The 18388-nt window shown below is 63.7% G+C and carries 17 protein-coding genes; 13 read left to right on the top strand and 4 right to left on the bottom strand.

Translation table 11 applies throughout. The features are described from left to right. The first annotated feature begins 2 nt into the window (after positions 1 to 2). Positions 3 to 998, top strand: a complete 996-nt coding sequence (locus LB577_RS23475; protein ID WP_224688868.1) for an acyltransferase family protein — start codon at positions 3 to 5, stop codon at positions 996 to 998. A gap of 650 nt (positions 999 to 1648) precedes the next feature. Here the strand turns inward: LB577_RS23475 and LB577_RS23470 are convergent. The 4 genes from LB577_RS23470 to LB577_RS23455 form a co-directional block, all read right to left on the bottom strand. Further along, positions 1649 to 1849, bottom strand: coding sequence for a KTSC domain-containing protein (locus tag LB577_RS23470; protein WP_224688865.1), 201 nt, complete (start codon positions 1847 to 1849; stop codon positions 1649 to 1651). Between the two features lie 99 nt (positions 1850 to 1948). Next, the gene (locus tag LB577_RS23465; RefSeq protein ID WP_224688862.1) at positions 1949 to 3061 is read right to left on the bottom strand and encodes a mannonate dehydratase; all 1113 of its coding nucleotides are present in this window, start codon (positions 3059 to 3061) and stop codon (positions 1949 to 1951) included. Between the two features lie 3 nt (positions 3062 to 3064). Continuing rightward, positions 3065 to 3850 carry an SDR family NAD(P)-dependent oxidoreductase gene (locus LB577_RS23460; RefSeq protein WP_224688860.1) on the bottom strand — a complete coding sequence of 262 codons (786 nt, stop codon included), beginning with the start codon at positions 3848 to 3850 and terminating at the stop codon, positions 3065 to 3067. Beyond that, positions 3843 to 4625 carry a FadR/GntR family transcriptional regulator gene (locus LB577_RS23455; protein WP_224688856.1) on the bottom strand — a complete coding sequence of 261 codons (783 nt, stop codon included), beginning with the start codon at positions 4623 to 4625 and terminating at the stop codon, positions 3843 to 3845. The genes LB577_RS23460 and LB577_RS23455 overlap by 8 nt, the downstream gene beginning before the upstream one ends. A 167-nt stretch (positions 4626 to 4792) precedes the next feature. On the opposite strand from LB577_RS23455, the gene uxuA reads away from it, so the two are divergent. The 12 genes from uxuA (at position 4793) to LB577_RS23395 (ending at position 18370) form a co-directional block, all read left to right on the top strand. Then, the gene (gene uxuA, locus LB577_RS23450; RefSeq protein WP_224688853.1) at positions 4793 to 5977 is read left to right on the top strand and encodes a mannonate dehydratase; all 1185 of its coding nucleotides are present in this window, start codon (positions 4793 to 4795) and stop codon (positions 5975 to 5977) included. A 122-nt stretch (positions 5978 to 6099) separates the two neighbouring features. Next, complete coding sequence (locus LB577_RS23445; RefSeq protein ID WP_224688850.1) at positions 6100 to 7248, top strand: ABC transporter substrate-binding protein; 1149 nt, start codon at positions 6100 to 6102, stop codon at positions 7246 to 7248. Then, positions 7248 to 8096, top strand: a complete 849-nt coding sequence (locus tag LB577_RS23440) for an IclR family transcriptional regulator (RefSeq protein WP_224688949.1) — start codon at positions 7248 to 7250, stop codon at positions 8094 to 8096. Before LB577_RS23445 ends, LB577_RS23440 begins: the two co-directional genes overlap by 1 nt. Positions 8097 to 8124: 28 nt before the next feature. After that, a complete protein-coding gene (locus tag LB577_RS23435) occupies positions 8125 to 9156 on the top strand; it encodes a sugar ABC transporter substrate-binding protein (RefSeq protein ID WP_013893838.1) in 1032 nt (343 codons plus the stop codon). A 68-nt stretch (positions 9157 to 9224) separates the two neighbouring features. Beyond that, positions 9225 to 10208, top strand: coding sequence for an ABC transporter permease (locus tag LB577_RS23430; protein ID WP_224688837.1), 984 nt, complete (start codon positions 9225 to 9227; stop codon positions 10206 to 10208). Further along, positions 10198 to 11730, top strand: coding sequence for a sugar ABC transporter ATP-binding protein (locus LB577_RS23425; RefSeq protein WP_224688835.1), 1533 nt, complete (start codon positions 10198 to 10200; stop codon positions 11728 to 11730). The genes LB577_RS23430 and LB577_RS23425 overlap by 11 nt, the downstream gene beginning before the upstream one ends. A 54-nt stretch (positions 11731 to 11784) precedes the next feature. Then, entirely contained in the window at positions 11785 to 12780 is a 996-nt protein-coding gene (locus LB577_RS23420) for an ABC transporter permease (RefSeq protein WP_140574566.1), read from the top strand. 1 nt (position 12781) lies between these two features. Beyond that, the gene (locus tag LB577_RS23415; protein ID WP_140780402.1) at positions 12782 to 13567 is read left to right on the top strand and encodes an SDR family NAD(P)-dependent oxidoreductase; all 786 of its coding nucleotides are present in this window, start codon (positions 12782 to 12784) and stop codon (positions 13565 to 13567) included. 21 nt (positions 13568 to 13588) lie between these two features. Next, positions 13589 to 14794, top strand: a complete 1206-nt coding sequence (locus tag LB577_RS23410; protein ID WP_224688833.1) for a CaiB/BaiF CoA transferase family protein — start codon at positions 13589 to 13591, stop codon at positions 14792 to 14794. A 2-nt stretch (positions 14795 to 14796) separates the two neighbouring features. Then, positions 14797 to 15585, top strand: a complete 789-nt coding sequence (locus LB577_RS23405; RefSeq protein WP_224688831.1) for an enoyl-CoA hydratase/isomerase family protein — start codon at positions 14797 to 14799, stop codon at positions 15583 to 15585. After that, positions 15582 to 16598, top strand: a complete 1017-nt coding sequence (locus tag LB577_RS23400; protein ID WP_224688829.1) for a hypothetical protein — start codon at positions 15582 to 15584, stop codon at positions 16596 to 16598. The genes LB577_RS23405 and LB577_RS23400 overlap by 4 nt, the downstream gene beginning before the upstream one ends. After that, complete coding sequence (locus LB577_RS23395; RefSeq protein ID WP_224688827.1) at positions 16595 to 18370, top strand: CoA-transferase; 1776 nt, start codon at positions 16595 to 16597, stop codon at positions 18368 to 18370. The genes LB577_RS23400 and LB577_RS23395 overlap by 4 nt, the downstream gene beginning before the upstream one ends. The last annotated feature ends 18 nt before the right edge of the window (positions 18371 to 18388 follow it).

The raw sequence follows: 18388 nt of genomic DNA, 5'->3' as shown, positions 1-18388 counted from the left end.
GGTTGATCTGGTCCTTGCAAGTACTTCGCTTCGTCGCCGCGCTGATGGTCGTCTATGTCCACGCAGCCCAGACCGCCGTTACGGCCACCGGATCCAATGGCCTGTTGCCTCACGATTTTCAGGTTGCCGGCTTCGCGGGCGTAGACATCTTCTTTGTCATATCGGGGGTGATCATTGCCAGGACGGCACCTGGTCTGACCTGGCGATCTTTCGCCTGGAGACGGTTCCGGCGCATTGTTCCGCTCTACCTGCTGATCAGCATCCCCTATGCGATCGTCGCCTACAAGACAGGCTTCGGCTGGCGGGACGCGTTGGCGACGCTCTTGCTATGGCCGGCTACCGATCAAATGACCGCGCCGGCACTGCCGGCGGCCTGGACGCTGTGCTTCGAAATGCTTTTCTACGCCGCCGCGACCATCGCTCTCATCGACCGGCGACTGCTGGTCGGACTCGTCGGTATTTTCGGCCTCGCGATGGTGTTTCGCTCGGCGGGGCCGGTCCCGCAGTTTCTTGGCAACCCGCTGATCATCGAGTTCGGCTTCGGCGTCGGTCTCGCCTACATGCCCAAGTGGAAACCGGCGGTTTGGTGCCTGCCGATCGGCGCCATGGCGATGATAGCCGCCGGCTTCATCGGGATAGCGCCGGGAGGGGGGACGATGGAGTTTCTCGCCGGCGATAACGGCTTCCAGCGCGTGCTGGTCTACGGTCTCCCGGCGGCGATGATCGTCTTCGGCACGATGCAGATCGACGCGAAACCGAGCGTCTGGACGTCTCTCGGCGATGCCTCCTATATGCTCTATCTGATCCACACTCTGCCGATAACGCTGCTTCTGATGGTGTGGACCGCTTTTCCGATTCCTCCGGACCTTGTCATCGTGATCGGCACAGCCACATCAGTTCTTTTCGCTTGGCGGATGTACATCCGGTTCGAGCTGCCGCTGCGCAAATTTCTGCGCCGGCATGATCCCCACCTGGAAACTGGCTTCCGTCCTGCGTAAAGGATCGATGGCTGCTGCCCGCAGGCAATCCCAGGCTCCCAGCAATCCTCGACAAAATCAGCTGTGTTTATTCGCGAATGGCCCTGTATCTTTATATTCGCAAGTGCTAATAAATGATGGTTCGCGGTACCGACGACCCCCCAGTACCCCCAAACACCGCGATCGTCGAGCGTCGGCGAACCAAGCCCTCCAACCCCGGTTTGCCGACGCTCATTCCGGCTTCGGCGGCAAGGATGTTTGCCATTCCAACGGCAATCGATCGCGTCCGCGGTCGCATTGCCGCAAAACCCTGAGGTGCCTGTCGCGAGACGCGATGGAATGCGATCCGAGGGCCGACAGGCTCCCGTCAGACGTACCCGCGCCAGGAGTTGCCGTGGTGATCAAGGTTGGAAGAAAACTCCTGGTGTTGGGTCTGTTGCTGGCGATAAGCGGCTGCCAGAGCGGTCACCGCGCAGGTCCGAAGCCCCACGTCAGCCACGCTGGCCGCACATGCAGCCCGAGCGGCTTCGGGCAGATGGCGCATTGCTTCTAGAAGCAATTCCAGGAAAAGTGTGAAGCGGTTTTCCCGGGAAAAGCGCGTAGCGCTTTCCCTTGGGAATTGCGTCAAAACAAAGAGTTGGAACCTCGTCAGGAAAAGCGCGTAGCGTCTGTCATGCCACGCGACGGTAGCTGTAGCGATCCCGGATGAATTCGTTGAAGAAGCGGCCTTTCGAGGAAGCCTTCCTGAACGCGGCATAGGTCGCCGGGGCAACGTCCAGATAGTCATACCGATTGCCGCTCGGCACGAACCAGACGGAGAGGGTCCTGGTGGCGGGATCGTATTGTGTGTTCCGGATCGCGGTCGACGGCATATCGGCACCTGACTGCCCAGCCGGATTAACCCGCCAGGCCTGGTCCGGTTCCGTGCCGCGCCATGGCCTCCACGGCGCTCATGCCGTCGCCAATGGTCATCAGGCTGGCATCCGGATGCTGGTGGATTGGGTGCGCGAAGGCCCGAGTGCGGCGGCGTTCTGGACCAGCGCGCGCATGTAGCCCAACGCAAATGCCTTTCCGGCATGCCAGGGCGCATCGCAGGACATTTCCGGCGTATGGTCGGGGATCATCACGCCGTCATAGTTTTCATCGCGCAGGATGCGCACGATCTCGGCCATGTCGATGTCGCCATCGTCGACGAAGGTCTCGTGATATCTGGGCACCTTGCCGCGCACGTTGCGGAAGTGGATGTAGCCGATGCGTTTGGTCCGGGCGAAGCGCCGGACATGTCCGTAGATCTCGTCCGAGACCGGCATTTCCTGCAGCGAGCCGAGGCAGAGTTCCAGCCCGTTCGATGGCGAGTCGACGATGCCCATCAGCCGGTCGTATTTCTGCGGCCGGTTGACCAGCCGCGCGGCACCACGCAGCGCCTCTGCCGGCGGATCGTCAGGGTGCGCCGCCAGCATCACGCCGGCCTCCTCGGCCACAGGAACGAGTTCCTGCAGGAAGCCGCCGAGCCGCTGCCAGAGTTCCTCGCTGCTGACCGACACCGGTTCGGCACTCGGCCGGCCGGCACGGTAGCGCATGTTCCAGACAACACCGTCAGGCAGCGGCAGGTCGGGGTCGATGGCGGCGAGATCGAGCCCCACCGACATCGCCTCGCCGCGCGCGAACGGCCCGCGCGACCAGCCCCAGACCCCGGCGATCGAAAAGTTATAGCCGATGCAGGGAATGCCGGCACGCCCGGCATCGCGGACAAGCCGCTTCAAGCCTTCGATCTGCCTGGCCCTGTCGGGACCGCCGAGCAGCACGTCGGACCAGAAGCGCGGCGAGAAATTCTCGATCGCGGCGATTTCCAGACCATTGTCGCGCACGGTCTTCACCAGGCCGGCGAAATCCTCGTAGTTCCAAAGTTCGTCGGTGGAGCAGTCGCCCCAGCCTTCCTTCTCGCTGCCGGCGGACAGCGAAGGATCGCGGCCGCGAAAATAGTTGGTGAGGTGGGCGACGATATGAGTGGCGCCCGCCTGACGGGCGAAGCGGAAATTGTCAGGGGTGAGCGACTCCCGGTAAAGGCCAAGACCGATCTTCATGGTCTATTTCACGCCGATGCCGGCGGTCAGGCCGCCGTCTATTTTGTAGTCCGCGCCGGTGCAGAAGCCGGCTTTCGCCGAACACAGGAAGGCGATGAGTTCCGCCACCTCCTCCGGTTCGCCGATACGGCCAAGCGGATGCGCCGCCCCGAAGCGCCTGTAGGCCTCTTCGACATCGGCGTCGCTGCCGCCTTCGCCACGTGCGGCCTTCTCGAGGATCGGCGTGCGGATCGAGCCCGGGCTGACGGAATTGACCCGGATGCCGGATGCCGCGTAATCGAGCGCCAGCGAGCGCGTCAGCGTATGGATGGCGCCCTTGGTCGTGGCATAGGCGGCAACGTTCTGCTGGCAGGCGAGGCCCTGCACCGAGGCGACGTTGACGATGGCGCCGCCGCCGCGCTTGATCATCTCCGGAATGCCGAAATGCGCGGTCAGGTAGATCGATCCGACATTGACGGTCATTGCTCTGTTCCACGTTTCCCAGTCGGTCGTCGTCGCGGTTCCATAAGGGTGGACCGCCGCGGAATTGACGATGATGTCGATGCCGCCGAACCGCTCGACGCCGGCCGCGACCGCGTCGCGAACCTGGTCGGAAACCGAGACATCCACTGTCTGCACCAGCGCCTTGGCTCCGGCCTTGACGAGGCCTTCCTGCATGGCGGCATTGGCCGCCCGGTCGATGCCGCAGCCTATGATGGCGGCACCGCCCTGCGCCAGCCGCCTTGCGGTGGCGAGTGCTATTCCGGTCGTGCCGGTGATCAGCGCGACCTTGTTCTCAAAATCAGACATGGTGCAAATCCTTGGAAGAAGGCAAATCCCTGGAAGAAATCGGGGTCCGTACGTTTTCGAGGTCGTCGGGAACGAAGCGCAAGCCGAAATCGAGATGCCGGCTCATCAGATAGCTGTAGGCGATACGGTCTCGCGCGCGCAGCGCCGCGATGATCTCGCCATGGGCACGGCGTGTTTCGCTGAGGATCGGCCGGATCGATTTGCCGACGGTCATGATGTGCAGGATGACCGGCGACAGGAACTGATAGGTCTGCACCAGCATGCGGTTGCCGGCGAGCTTCACCAGCGCGAGGTGGAAATCGAAATCGCGCTGCGCGGCCTCCTGCACATCCTTGCTGGCCTCTATCAGGCCGTTGACCTCGTCAAGGGCATCGATTTCGGTGGCGCTGGCGTTGAGAATGACGTGGTCGCCGATGCTCACTTCGATGATGCGGCGAAAGCCCTGGATGTCGTGAAAGGAGGTCTTGGAAATGTCCATCTGGGCGGCGAAGAAATTCTGGATCGCGACATTCTGGCGGTCGGCCAGCACCGCGCCGACACGCGGCTTGGGATCGATCAGGCCATAGGTCCGGATCGTGCGCAGCGCCTCGCGTATCGTGTTGCGGCTGGCGCCGAACAGTTCGCAAAGTTCCCGCTCGGTGGGCAGCACGTCGCCGACGGACATCGAGCGATTGCGGATGAGATCGAGGATCTGCCGTACGGTCTGGTCGACGGCCGAACTGCTGACCCCAGCGTCGTCTGTCGGTCCGGCCAGGTCGGAATCACCTTGTTCCACGCGAATACCTCGTGCCATTTGTTGGACCAAGGCTACGGCGAACACGATGGGAAATCAACTGGAAGCGAGATGAAATGGCCAAAGGCGGTCTGTGGGAGCCATAGTTCTGGCTTGTTGACAGCCTTGTGGTCCAACAATATGGTTGCCGAAAATATCAAGGAGGCTTCATGGAACAGTGTTGGCGCTGGTATGGTCCGGATGATCCGGTGACGCTTGAGCATGTCAAGCAGGCTGGAGCGACCGGCGTGGTTTCGGCGCTTCATCACATCTATGACGGCAGGGCCTGGTCTGAGCCCGAAGTGCTCGAGCGCAAGCGGATCATCGAGGCCGCGGGCCTGACATGGTCGGTCGTCGAAAGCATCCCGGTCCACAATTCCTTCAAGATCGGCGCGCCGGAACGCCAGCGCTATGCCGGCTACTATCGCGACTCGATCCGATCGCTTGCCAAGGCCGGCATCGCGACGATCTGCTACAATTTCATGCCCGTGGTCGACTGGACCCGCACGGATCTGGCCTATCGGCTGCCGACGACGGGCTATGCCCTGCGTTTCGATGCGATCGATTTCGCGGCCTATGACCTGTTCGTGCTGAAGCGCAGAAATGCCGAGGCAAGCTATACGCCGGCTCGTATCGCGGCGGCCGAGACGCGGCTGAAGGAATTGACGCCTGAGAAGATCGATCAGGTCGAGCGCAACCTCATCGCCGGCCTGCCGGCGACCGAGCGCAGCTACAACCGCGACAGCTTTCGCGAGGCGCTGGCGGAATATGATGCGATCGGCCCGAAGGAACTGCGCGAAAACCTTGCCTGGTTCCTGCGCGAGATCATTCCGGTGGCTGAAGAGGAAGGGGTGCGCATGTGCATCCATCCCGACGACCCGCCGTTCTCGCTCTACGGCCTGCCGCGCATCGTTTCGACCGCCGAGGATGCGCGTTTCATCCTCAAAACCGTCGACAGCCCGGCCAATGGCCTGACGTTCTGCACCGGCTCCTACGGCACGCGCGCCGACAACGACATCGTCGCCATGGTCAAGGAATTCGCCGACCGCATCCACTTCGTCCATCTGCGCAACATCACCATCGAGGAGGATGGCTCCTTCTATGAGGCCGAGCATCTCGAGGGCGGCACCGACATGGCGCATGTCATCCTCGCTCTGATGCAGGAAGAGACGCGCCGCCGCGGGGAAGGCCGCGCCGACTGGCGGATCCCGATGCGTCCCGATCACGGTCATCTGCTTGCCGACGACATAGGCAAGAAGAAGATCAACCCCGGCTACTCGCTGATCGGCCGGCTGAAAGGGCTCGCCGAACTGCGCGGCATCATGCGCGCCGTGGAGCGGTTCGGGCTGGCATGAGGATGGTCAGCCGGCGATAGGTTCGCCGTTTGCATATGTAAAAACTATTTGTCTGGGTGAAAATACCTGCTACTACGGCGGGCCGGACACGCATGTCCGGTTCCAGGGAGGAATTGCCTGAAATGACAAGACTGCGCGGTCTTGCGTGGGATCATCGACGTTGCTGGGGTCCGCTCGACGCCAGTGTGGGGCCGTATTGCGCTGGCAATCCGGGCCTGGAAATCGAGTGGGACCGCCGCAGCCTGTATGAATTCGGCGAGGGTGCGCTCGGCCCGGTGCTTGCCACTTACGATCTGGTCGTATTCGACCATCCCTTCATCGGCGACATCGCGCAGGACGAGTTGATGGTGCCGTTCGACGCCTATCTGTCGGCGGAGCAAATCCGGTTCTTCGAACGCGATTCCGTCGGTGCCTCCTGGCAATCCTACGAAAAGAACGGACGCCAGTGGGCGCTGCCCATCGATGCCGCCTGCCAGGTCGCTTCCTATCGCCCGGATCTCCTGGAGCGCTACGGGCCGGTGCCGCGCACGCATGAGGACGTGGTCGAGCTTGGCCGGCAGGCGCGCAAGGATGGCAAGTGGCTGGGGCTGCCCTCGGTGCCGACGGATGCCATGTGCATGCTCCTGACGCTTGGCCATCCACGGGAGGATGCAGAGCACTTCATCGCCAGGGACACGGTCGAACAAGCCATCGGGCAACTGCGCGAGCTTGCGGCGCTGTCGCATCCGAACTCATCGAAATGGAACCCGATCCGCTGCTACGACCACATGATCGCGCATGATGACGTGGTCTATGTGCCGTTCGCCTTCGGTTATGTGAACTACGCCGCGAAGACCAACAGGCCGTATCTGCGCTTTGCCGACGTCGCGACCCCGAATGCGGCCGGCGCCTTGCTCGGCGGCGCCGGCATCGGCGTCAGCGCCCAGTCGAAACACAAGCAGGAAGCGATCGACTACGCGCTGTTCCTGTGCTCGCCCGAATATCAGCGGGGCGATTATGTCAGATCGGGCGGCCAGCCGGGATCGCTGGCGGCCTGGAAGGATGTCGAGGTCAACCATCTCTCCGGCAATTTCTTCAGCTCGACGCTTGCGACGATCGCCTCGTCCTATCTGCGCCCGACGCATCCGGGCTTCATCGCCTTCTTCCGCCAATGCGCGCCGCATGCGGCTGCCGCCATCGCCGGCGACATGACTGCGGCCGAACTCGCCGACCATCTGAACCGCCTCTACCGCGAAACCAGGCAGGGCCAGCCGCAACGGAGCGTTGCGTGATGGCCAGTGTCGCCGAGACACCAGACGAAGCCGAAGGCGGCCGCAACGGCTACCGCGTGCCGGCTGTGGAGAAGGCGCTCGACGTCCTGGAGTTCATGGCCTCCAGCGCCGAGACGTTGACCCAGACCGAGATCGCGGCCGCCCTCGGCCGCTCCATCCACGAAATCTACCGCATCCTGCTTCTGCTGGAGAAGCGCGGCTACATCTTCCGCACGCAGTCCGATCGCTTCCGGCTGTCGCTGAAACTGTTCGAACTGGCCCACATGCATCCACCGGTAAACCGGCTGGTCGAATGCGCGCTGCCTGTGATGCGCGAACTGACCGCCAATGCCGATCAGAGCTGCCATCTCGTGGTGCGCGAGGGACGGAGCGCGCTGGTGGTGCTGCAGATCGATTCGCCGCTGCCGATGCGTTATTCGGTTGCACTCGGGTCGCATTTCCCGATCCTCGAAACCAGTTCGGGTGCCGTGCTGCTTGCCCATTCGAACCGTGCCGAGCGCGAGCGCATCATCGAGCGCATCGTGGCCGCCGGTGAAGGGCAGGGCACACGGGCCGAGATCGAGGCTCGGCTGAACGAGGTGGCAAGGCTCGGCTACGAAATGCGCGCTTCGCTCGCGGTCGAAGCCTGCACCAACATCTCCATGCCGGTGCGCGATCATACCGGCGCGGTCATCGCCGCGCTCACCGTCCCGCTGCTGCCGCAGAAGGCGGCGCGGTTCGACCAGCAAACCGTCTTCGAGCGTACCCGGGCCGCCGCCGAGAAGATATCGGCGGCACTTGGCTGGGGCGAATCCACCCCTTCGTTACGTGCCGACCCGGAACGGCGGGATTACCCGTTCAGCGACTAACAAAAGCGATAAAACCTGGGAGAAGAAAATGCACCGGTCCAAATCAATCCTGTTCGCATCCGCGGCCCTGCTGGCCCTGGGCGCCGCGGCGGCGCATGCCGAGAACATGCCCAAGCGCATCGGCTATGTCACCAACTACGCCACCCATGAGTGGTATCAGAACGTCATCAAGGGCATGAAGGCGCACGGCAAGGAACTCGGAATCGAGGTCGAGGTCCAGGACGCCAATCTCGACATATCCAAGCAGGTCGCCGCGGCCGAGGATTTTATCGCTAAGGGCGTCGACGTGCTGATCATCACCCCGGTGAATGAAGAAGGCGTGGTGCCGCTGCTGCGTCAGGCCAAGGCCGCCAACATCCCCGTGGTGCTCGAAGGCAACCCCGTCAAGGGCATGACCACCATGGTCGCCATCTGCGACTACGACACCGGCTATATGTCCGGCGTGGAAGCCGGCAAATACGCCAAGGACAAGCTCGGCGGTGTCGCCAAGGTGATGAATGTCGGCCTTCCCCTGCTGTCCGCCACGGTGCTGCGCTCGCACGGCTTCATGGACGGGCTGAAGACCATCATCCCCGACGCGGTCATGGTCCACGACCTAGATGGCGGTGGCAATCCGGACCGCGCGCTCGAAGTGTCTTCGGCGGCGCTCGCCAAGAATGCCGACATCAACATCATCTATGGCATCAACGATTCGTCCTCGCTGGGTGGCCTGCAGGCCTGGAAGGCGGCCGGCAAGTCGCAGGATGGCTTGCTGACCGTCGGCACCGGTGGCGAGGGCCTTGCCTTCATCAACGCCATGCAGAACGAGCCGTCCTACCGCATCGAGGCAGCGATGTTCCCTGAAAAGGAAGGCTTCACCGCCATCGACGCCGCGGTCAAGCTCTTCAACAACGAGGAAGTGCCGGAGCACATCGTCAGCCCAACCGCGCCGATGAACGGCGAGGACTGGAAGAAATACTACGACTATGACGGCACCACCCGCACCATCAAATGGGATGCCGTCAACGCGCTGCAGCCGCCGGCAAAATGCATGAAGACCTCGGCTGACCTGAAAAAGTAAGGCCGCCGACAGCGCCCTTCCCGCATCGCGGGAAGGGCAGGTTGGTAAACGGCCGGGAATGGACTGACATGAGCGAGCTTACACACGCCTCCGCGCCGAAGCGCTTCATGGGCGGCCAGCTGCTGGGCAGCAGCCAGCTTGTGCTGGGCGTCATCCTGGCGGTGCTGTGCATCGCCATCTCGATCGCGGCGCCGCAATTCTATTCGGAGGCCAACATCATCGCCATCCTGCGCCAATGCGCGCTGGTGCTGATCGTCGCCTCGGGCATGACCATGCTCATCATCACCGCCGAGGTCGATCTCTCGGTCGGTGCTTCGCTCGCCTTCGTCGGCTGCATCGGCATGGCGGTGCTGAATTCAACCCGCAGCCTCACACTCGGCATGTTGGCAGCGCTCGCCTTTGCCGGTGGCGTCGGCCTGTTCAACGGCCTGGTCGTTACCCGGCTGAGGGTCAACTCGCTGATCGCCACCATCGGCACGATGATGATGCTGCAGGGTGGCGTCTATCTGTTCACCCGCGAGGCGGTGCAGAACCACAATCAGCTCGCAAGCTTCACCGATCTTGGCGCCGGCTACGTCGGCGCGGCGCCGGTTCCCGTCATCCTGGCGGCGCTGATCTTCGTCGTCGTCTATGTGACGCTGCGCTTCACCACGCTCGGCCGCTACCTCTATGCGGTCGGCGCCAATGAAAAGGCGGTGCGCCTGTCCGGCCTGCGCGCGGAGCGCCTCAAGCTGTTCGCCTTCGTTGTCACCGGGCTCTGCGTCGGCATTGCCGGCATGATCCTGTCGTCGCTGATGAATGCCGGCCAGCCGACCGCCGGCCGTGGTTTCGAACTGACCGTCATCGCCGCCGTCATTCTCGGTGGCACCAGCCTGCTCGGCGGCCGTGGATCGCTGTTCGGCACTCTGCTCGGCGTGCTGGTGCTGAAGGTGATCGACAATGGCATCATCATCCTCGGCTGGAACCAGGACCTGCAGATGGTGGTGCCGGGTGTCGTCATCATCCTCGCCACCTATCTCGATATCATCCGGAACAGAGCCAATGTCCGTTGATTTCCTGCATCCCGGCGAAGCCGCGGCCATCGACACCAACGTGCCGGCGCTGGAATTGCGCGGCATCGACAAGCGCTTCCCTGGCGTCGTGGCGCTGGACACTGTCGACTTCACGCTGGAGCCCGGCAGGATCCATGCCTTGATGGGCGAGAACGGCGCCGGCAAGTCGACGCTGATCAAGATCATGGCCGGCGTCTACGGCAAGGATGCCGGCACCATCCGCATGCGCGGACGCGAGGTCGACATCAAGTCGCCGCGCGACAGCCTGAAGGAAGGCATCAAGGTCGTCTTCCAGGAGATCGCGCTGATCTCCGAATTCACCGTCGCCGAGAACATCTTCCTCGAAGGCTATCCGACCGGCAAGATGGGCTCGATCGACTGGAAGAAGATCCGCGCCGATTCGGCGGCCCTGTTCAACCGCATCGGCTTCAATGTCGACCCAGCCGCGCGCACCGGATCGCTGCCGGTCAGCCAGCAGCAGATGGTCGAGATTGCCCGCGCGCTCGCTCATGAAGCCCGCGTCGTGGTCATGGACGAGCCGACCTCCTCGCTGACGCCAAATGAAGTCTCGCTGCTGTTCACCGTCATCCGCCGGCTGGCCGCCCTCGGCATCGCGGTGGTCTATGTCAGCCACAAGCTCGACGAGGTGTTCGAGATCGCCGACACGGTGACGGTACTGCGCGATGGCAAACACATCTCGACCAGGCCGATCGGCGAGCACACCAATGACACGCTGATCCAGGACATGATCGGCCGGCGCATCGACAATCTGTTTCCCCGCCAGCGCGGCGCGGCGGGCAGCAAGATTGCCCTGTCCGTGGAAGGACTGAGCACCGCCAAGAAGCTGCATGACATATCTTTCGAGGCCCGCGCCGGCGAGGTTCTCGGCTTCTTCGGATTGATGGGCGCCGGACGCACCGAGCTCGCCAAGGCGATCGTCGGTTACGACCCGATCACATCGGGGACGATCATAATTGATGGCGGTCGCCTCGCGCCGCACGACACGCGTACCGGCGTCAGGCTCGGCATCGGCCTGCTCACCGAGGATCGCAAGAGCGAAGGGCTGATGGCCGAACTGCCTGTCTACCAGAATGCCAGCCTGGCTTCGCTTGGCGCCTTCGCCCGCCTGGGGTTCGTCGACAAGGCCAGGGAGCACCAGGCGGTGCAGGATTATGTCGATCGCTTCCGTATCAAGACCCCCAGCCTGTTCCAGCAGGTGAAGAACCTGTCGGGCGGCAATCAGCAGAAGGTGCTGATCTCGCGCTGGCTGATGCGAGGCTTGAAGGTGATCGTCGTCGACGAGCCGACACGCGGCATCGATGTCGGTGCCAAGTCGGAAATCTTCGCGCTCATCGACCGGCTCGCCGGCGAAGGTTTGGCGGTGGTCATGATGACGTCCGAGATGCCGGAACTGCTCGGTCTCGCCGACCGGATCGCGGTGATGTGCGAAGGCCGCCTCACCGTGATCATGTCGCGCGAAGAGGCCACGCAGGAAAAGATCCTCAATGCAGCGATCGGGTGAGACCATGATGGCTCGCGGCCTACCCCGTGGTCCGTACTTGAAAGGGAGCAAGCGATGAGCCTTGCAAGCACGGCTTCCGCAAAAACCCAGCCTTCGATGCTGGCGCGGCTCTTTGCCCGGCAGGAACTGGCGTTGCTGGTCTGCTTCATCCTGGTGTTGGCGTTCTTTTCTTTCACGGTCGAGAATTTCTTTTCCGTGCGCAACCTGACCAACGTGCTCGGCCAGGCGTCGTTGCCGTTGATCGCCGGCATCGGCTGTGCCGTCGTCTTCATTTCCGGCGAGGTCGACATTTCGATCGGCTCGCTGCTCGCGACCATCGCGCTGCCGCTGATCATCATCATGAACGACACCAACTCGCTGTTGCTTGGCGTCGGTGGCGCACTGTTGTTCGGGCTGATCATCGGCGTGGTGAACGGCTATCTCACCGCCTATGCCGGCATCAACTCGCTGATCGTGACGCTGGGCACGATGTTCATCATGCGGGGCGGCGTCTATCTCTACACCGGCCAGCGCGCGATCCCGGACGATGCCAGTCTCGACAGCTTCATTGCGCTGTCGGATGGCCGCCTGTTCAACATCATCCCCTATTCGGCTGTCATCGCCATCGTCCTGCTCGCCGCCTTCGCCTACATGATGCAGCACCGGCCGTTCGGACGGCAGATCTATGCCGTCGGCGGCAACCAGGAAGTGGCGAGGCTGGCGGGCTATGACGTGCGGCGCGTCAAGTTCATCTGCTTCATCATCAGCGCGCTGCTGGCGACGGTCGCCGGCATCATCCTGGCCGCGCGCGTCGGTTCGGCGCAGCATACGGCAGGGCTGAATTTCGAATTCCAGGTGGTTGCCGCGACGGTGCTCGGCGGCGTCAGCCTTGCCGGCGGCATCGGCAGCCTGACCGGCATGGCGCTCGGCGTGCTGATCCTGCAGTTCCTGTCCAATGGCCTGCGCGGACTTGGCCTGCCGACCGAATGGCAACTGGTCATCACCGGCATGATCATCATTGCCGCCGTCGCCTTCGACGAGGCGAAACGCCGGCGCGCGAACGGAGGCTGACATGGCTCGTCTTGAGGGGAAAACCGCAATCATCACCGGTGCTGCCGACGGCATCGGCCATGCGATCGCGCAGGCGATGGCGCGCGAAGGCGCGCATGTCTTCCTGGGCGATATCGCCGACAGTGCGGGCGAGGATTTCGCGGCCGCCCTTCGCGCGGTCGGCCACCGTGCCGACTATATCCATTGCGACGTCTCGCAGGAAGCTGACATCGCCGGCCTCATCGATAGTGCCATCGACAAGACCGGGCACCTCGACATCCTGGTCAACAATGCCGCCATCGCCATTGGCGGCATGCCGGTACACGAGATGACCGACGAGCAGTGGCACCGGCTGATATCGGTCAACCTGACCAGCGTGTTTCGCGGCTGCAAATACGCGCTGCCGCACATGATCGCGCAAAAGTCGGGCTCGATCATCAACATGGCCTCGGCACAGGGCCATATCGGCCTCGATGGCTGGACCGCCTATGCCGGCGCCAAGGGCGCGGTCATGGCGATGACGCGGCAGATGGCGGTCGAGTTCGGGCCGATGAACGTCCGCGTCAATTCGATCTCGCCGGGCACCATCAACACGCCGATGAACGACAGGCTGATCAAGGAGATCGGCGGCAATCTGGCGAAAGCCTGGGTCAAGATGCATCCGCTCGGCCGCATCGGCGAGCCTTCCGAAGTGGCGGAGGCCGCCGTCTATCTGGCGTCGGACGCCGCTGGCTTCACCACCGGCACCGACCTGCGTGTCGACGGCGGGCTGACCGCTGCCCCGCGTTACGTTCCCGAACTGCTTTGAAACTTTGAAACGAGATCTGAAATGAACAAGGCCCTCGAAGGCGTCCGCATCCTCGATTTCAGCCATCTGCTGCAAGGACCGTTCGCCACGCAGCTGCTCGGCGACATGGGCGCCGATGTCATCAAGATCGAGCGTGCCGGCGCCGGCGACATGTTCCGCGGCATGACCTTCTTCGCCAAATGGGTGGGCGGCTCGGAGAGCCCGAATTTCCTCGCCTGGAACCGCAACAAGCGTTCGATCGCGCTCAATCTGAAGAGCCGCAAGGTGCATGCCATCCTCATGGAGATGGCCAGGAGCGCCGACGTCGTGGTGCAGAATTTCCGCCCCGGCGTGCTGGCCAAGCTCGGCTATGGCTACGACGACTTCAAGGCCGTCAATCCGCGCATCATCTACTGCTCGGGTTCGGGGTATGGCGAGGAGGGTCCCTATGTCGAGCGCCCCGGCCAGGACATGCTGATCCAGGGGCTCGCCGGGCTGATTGCCAACACCGGCCGCGGCGACCAGGCGCCGGTTCCCGCCGGCGCCGGCCTTGCCGACCAGATCGGCGCCATGAACATGGTCTACGGCATCCTGTCGGCGCTCTACTATCGCGAGAAGACCGGCAAGGGCCAGAAGATCGAGGTCAACCTGCTGGCCGGCCTGCTGGCACATCTCAACCAGGAATATGTCGCGGTGCTCAACCTCGGCGAGGATTTCGTGCGGCCGAAATCCGGCATCGGCCATCCCGGCATGCAAGCGCCGTTCGGCATCTACGAGACAAAGGATGGCGGCTATGTGTCGATCGCCATGAGCCCGTTCAAGACGCTGTACGAGGTGCTGGAGGCGCCGCAGCTTGCCGTCTACGACGACCTGAAAACCTTGTTCGACAAGCGCGACGAAGTGTTCGACAAGGTCAATGCCGAGACCAAGAAGTTCGGCACGCAGGATCTGCTGGCACGCCTGCTCTCGGTCGACATCTGGTGCGCCGAGGTGAAGGACATCCGCCGCGCGGCCGAGGATCCGCAGGTCACGCATATGGGCATGATCACCAGCTACGATCATCCACGTGGTGGCAAGGTGCGGGTGGTGGCTCCGGCGGTCAAGATGAGCGAGACGCCGGCGACCATCGACCGCCCGGCGCCGCTGGTCGGCCAGCATGGCCGTGAGATCCTGGCCGAGTTCGGCCTGTCGAAGGACGAGATCGCCGCTCTCGAAGCGTCCGGCGACATGACCGTGGATGCAGCCTGACGATGCGCGCCTACCAGACACTCACGGTCGAAATGTCGGGTCGCGTCGCGATCGTCACCTTTCGGCGCGCCGATCAGCTCAACGCCATGAACAGGCTGATGCAAGGTGAGATCACCGAGGCCTTCGAGGCGCTGTCTCAAGATGCGAGTGTCGGCGCGATCGTGGTGACCGGCGAGGGGCGCGGCTTCATGGCCGGCGCCGACATCAAGGAATATGCCGCGCAGACGGGCCCTGAATTCGACCTGTTCCAGACTGCCGGCACGCGCATGTACGCGACCATCGAAAACAACCGCAAGCCGGTGATCGCGGCGGTGAACGGTTTCGCCTTGGGCGGCGGCATGGAGCTGGTGCTGTGCTGCGACATCGTCATCGCCAACCAGTTCGCCAAACTCGGCCTGCCGGAGATCAAGCTCGGGCTGATCCCCGGCGGTGGCGGCACGCAACGCAGCGTCGCCAGGCTCGGCCGCAACCGCGCCAATCTTCTGCTGATGACCGGCGTCATCGTGCCGGCCTCCGAATTCGTCGCCGCCGGCCTGGTCAACGAGATCGTCGATGTCGACCGGCTGATGCCGCGCGCATTGGAACTGGCCGAGATGATCGCCGCCGAGCCGGCAGCTGCGATCGAAGGCCTGAAGAAGCTGACGGCGCATGCCGTGTCGGGCGATCTGGCCGACGGTCTCGCCATGGAGCGCGACATATTGGGAGACCTCTACCGCAGCGAGATCGGCCAGCGGCGGGTTAGGGAGTTCGCCGAGCGGAGCACGACAAAGGCGAAGAAGGCCGGACAGTGAAGACCAACGACGCCTATCGCGGGTTGGGCTGGGCGCGTGGTGCGCTGACCGTCCAGCGGCTCGGCGCGATGCTGGCGCCGGTGACCTTCGTCCTGGACAATGGCCGGCAGGTCTCGCCGATGCACATCGCACCCTGGTCGGACGAGCCGGAGGTGGAAGCGCTGCCGGGCATTCTGCGCAAATTGCGCGGCGAATGGCCTTGCGTGCCCTTCGGTTACTCGGTGCCCGCCGACGGATGGCCGGAGGACTGGGCAGGCGTGATGGGGCCGCCGGAGCGCGACGAAGAAGTCCATGGCCACAGCTCCAACCATGACTGGACATGGCGCGACAGCGACGGCGCATCCTTGTCGCTGGGACTAGCGTATCCCGAGCGAAGTCCGGTCGAGCGCGTTGAGCGGACGATCACACCCGATCCGTCGGCGCCGGCCATCGACATTGAATTCAAGGTCGTCGTTCGCCGTGCCTGCCGCTTGCCGATCGGTCTTCATCCAGTGTTCCGACTGCCGTTCGAGACAGGTGCCGCCACGCTGGAACTCGGCGGCTTCGATGAAGGCCGCACCTATCCACACGATGTCGAGCCCGGCGCCGCGCTGTTCGCCCGGAACAGATCCTTCACTGAGCTGGCCAGCGTACCGGCGCGAGCCGGCGGCACGACTGATGCCTCGCGACTCCCGCTGGCCGCCGATACCGAAGAACTGCTGCAGATCGAGGGTCTCGACGGCACGGTGGCGCTTGCCAACCATGAGGACGGCTACCGGGTAAAACTCTCCTGGCAGAAAGAGCATTTCCCAAGCCTTCTGCTCTGGTATTCCAACCGCGGCCGCAAGGCTGCACCCTGGAATGGGCGTCATGTCGCCATCGGCATCGAGCCGATCTGCTCGCCCTTCGGGCTCGGTCCGGCAACCGCGCTGGCCGACAATCCAATTGCGCAATCCGGCATTGCGACGGCGCTGGAATTCTCGCCCGAAAAGCCTTTCGTGACCCGCTACCGCATCGAGGCATCCGCGCTGTGACGAACCGTGCCGCAAAGTCGCTGGTCAAGCCGAACCGGCCGCGCTTCACCGATATCGAGGGGCTGGTCGCGATGGTCGGCCAGGGCGATGCCCTCGGTGTCGGCGGCCACCATTTCGCTCGGCTGCCGATCGCCTTGCTGCGTGCGATAGTCAGCTCAGGCGTCAAGGAGTTGCGCTACGTCTGCTGGGCCGGCGGCTTGCCGCTTGAGTTGCTGCTGGAAGCCGGTGCGGTGGCGCGGATCGATCTCTGCTTTTCCAGCCTCGACATTTTCGGCCTGCCGCCGAGGTTTCGCGCCGCGGCCGAGAGCGGCGCGATAGCGGTCCGCGATTGGACGGCGCTGGCCATGATCCAGGCGCTGCGGGCCGCGCAGCAGAATCTGCCATCGATGCCGTTCCAGCTTCCCGCCGGCTCGGACATGCTCGCGCGGATACCGGGCGCAAGCGCCGCACCAGATCCGATCGCCGGTACCGCTACGGGATTCATCCCGCCATTGCGGCTCGATACCTTCATTGTCCACGCGCAGCGCGCGGATGAAAGCGGCAATGTGCAGATCATCGGGCCGCGCGCACTGGACTTCGCCATGGCGGGCGCGGCGCGCAAGGTGCTGGTCACCGTCGAGGAAATCGTCCCGGTCGGGGCGCTGCGGAAGGACGGGCGCCAGAGCATCCTGACCCGCAACCAGGTGTCGGCCATAGCCCTGGCGCCGGGCGGTGCCTGGCCGGCCTCCTGCCTGCCGCTTTACGCCACCGATTATCAGGCATTGTCTGAGGCATTCGCGGCCAGGGAAAGGCCCCCGGCGGACAATCTGCGCCTGCCGTCCGAAGGTGTGCCGGCATGGCTTCGAGAGGCTGCGAAGGTCCGCCCTGAGACGGTCCTTGCCATGCCAGCGCTCGGGCGGAGCGAAGAAAAAGCATCTGTCGACGAGATCATCGCTGCCCGCATCGCCGCCGAACTCGACAATGAGAGTTTTGCCAGCGCCGGTGCCGTCTCGCCGCTGGCCAATGTCGCCTACCGGCTGGCCAAGGCAACGCATGCGCCGGATATGATCATCGCGACGATGAGCTGCGGCCATCTCGACATCGCGCCGAGCCCGATGATCCTGTCGCTGATCGAAAGCTTGGATTGCGAGACGGCGGTGGCGCATGCCGGCGGCGACGATACCTATTCTACCTATTATCAGGCCGGTGCCGTGACGCATGAGATCGTCGGCGCGGCACAGGTCGACCGGCGCGGCCGCGTCAACACCATCGCGCTCCGCAAACCAAGCGGCGGCCTGATCCGGCTGCCCGGGCAAGGCGGGATGGCCGATGTCGCCAACATGCATCGCGACTATCTGCTCTACATCCCCCGTCATTCGGCCCAGTCGCTGGTGGATGAGGTCGAGATCGTCAGCTCCGCCCGTGGGCTGCTGACGCCGGCCGAGCGCGAACCGATGGGCTATCGCACCGGCAAGGCGCTGGTTTTCACCGACCTCTGCGTCTTCAGGCTCGACCCGACATCCAGGGAGTTGACCGTCATCGAAATCATGCCTGGCGTCACGCGGCAACAGATCCGCGACGCCACCGGCTTTGCGGTGACCTTCGACGCCGATTGCCGGGAGGTCCCGCTCCCTTCCAGCGATACGCTTGCTGTTCTGCGAAACCGCATCGACCCGCTCGGTCTGCGTCGCCTGGAATTCGTCAGTGCCAAGCAGCGCGGCGCGCTGATCGCCGAGATTCTTGCCGCCGATCGCGCCATGGTCGAGCGCTGCATCGCCGTACAGGGATCATAATCGCAAGCTGAGGAACCC

The sequence above is a fragment of the Mesorhizobium sp. B283B1A genome (genome assembly GCF_020165735.1).
GTDB lineage: Bacteria > Pseudomonadota > Alphaproteobacteria > Rhizobiales > Rhizobiaceae > Mesorhizobium > Mesorhizobium opportunistum.
This window is presented reverse-complemented; position numbering and strand designations above follow the sequence as displayed.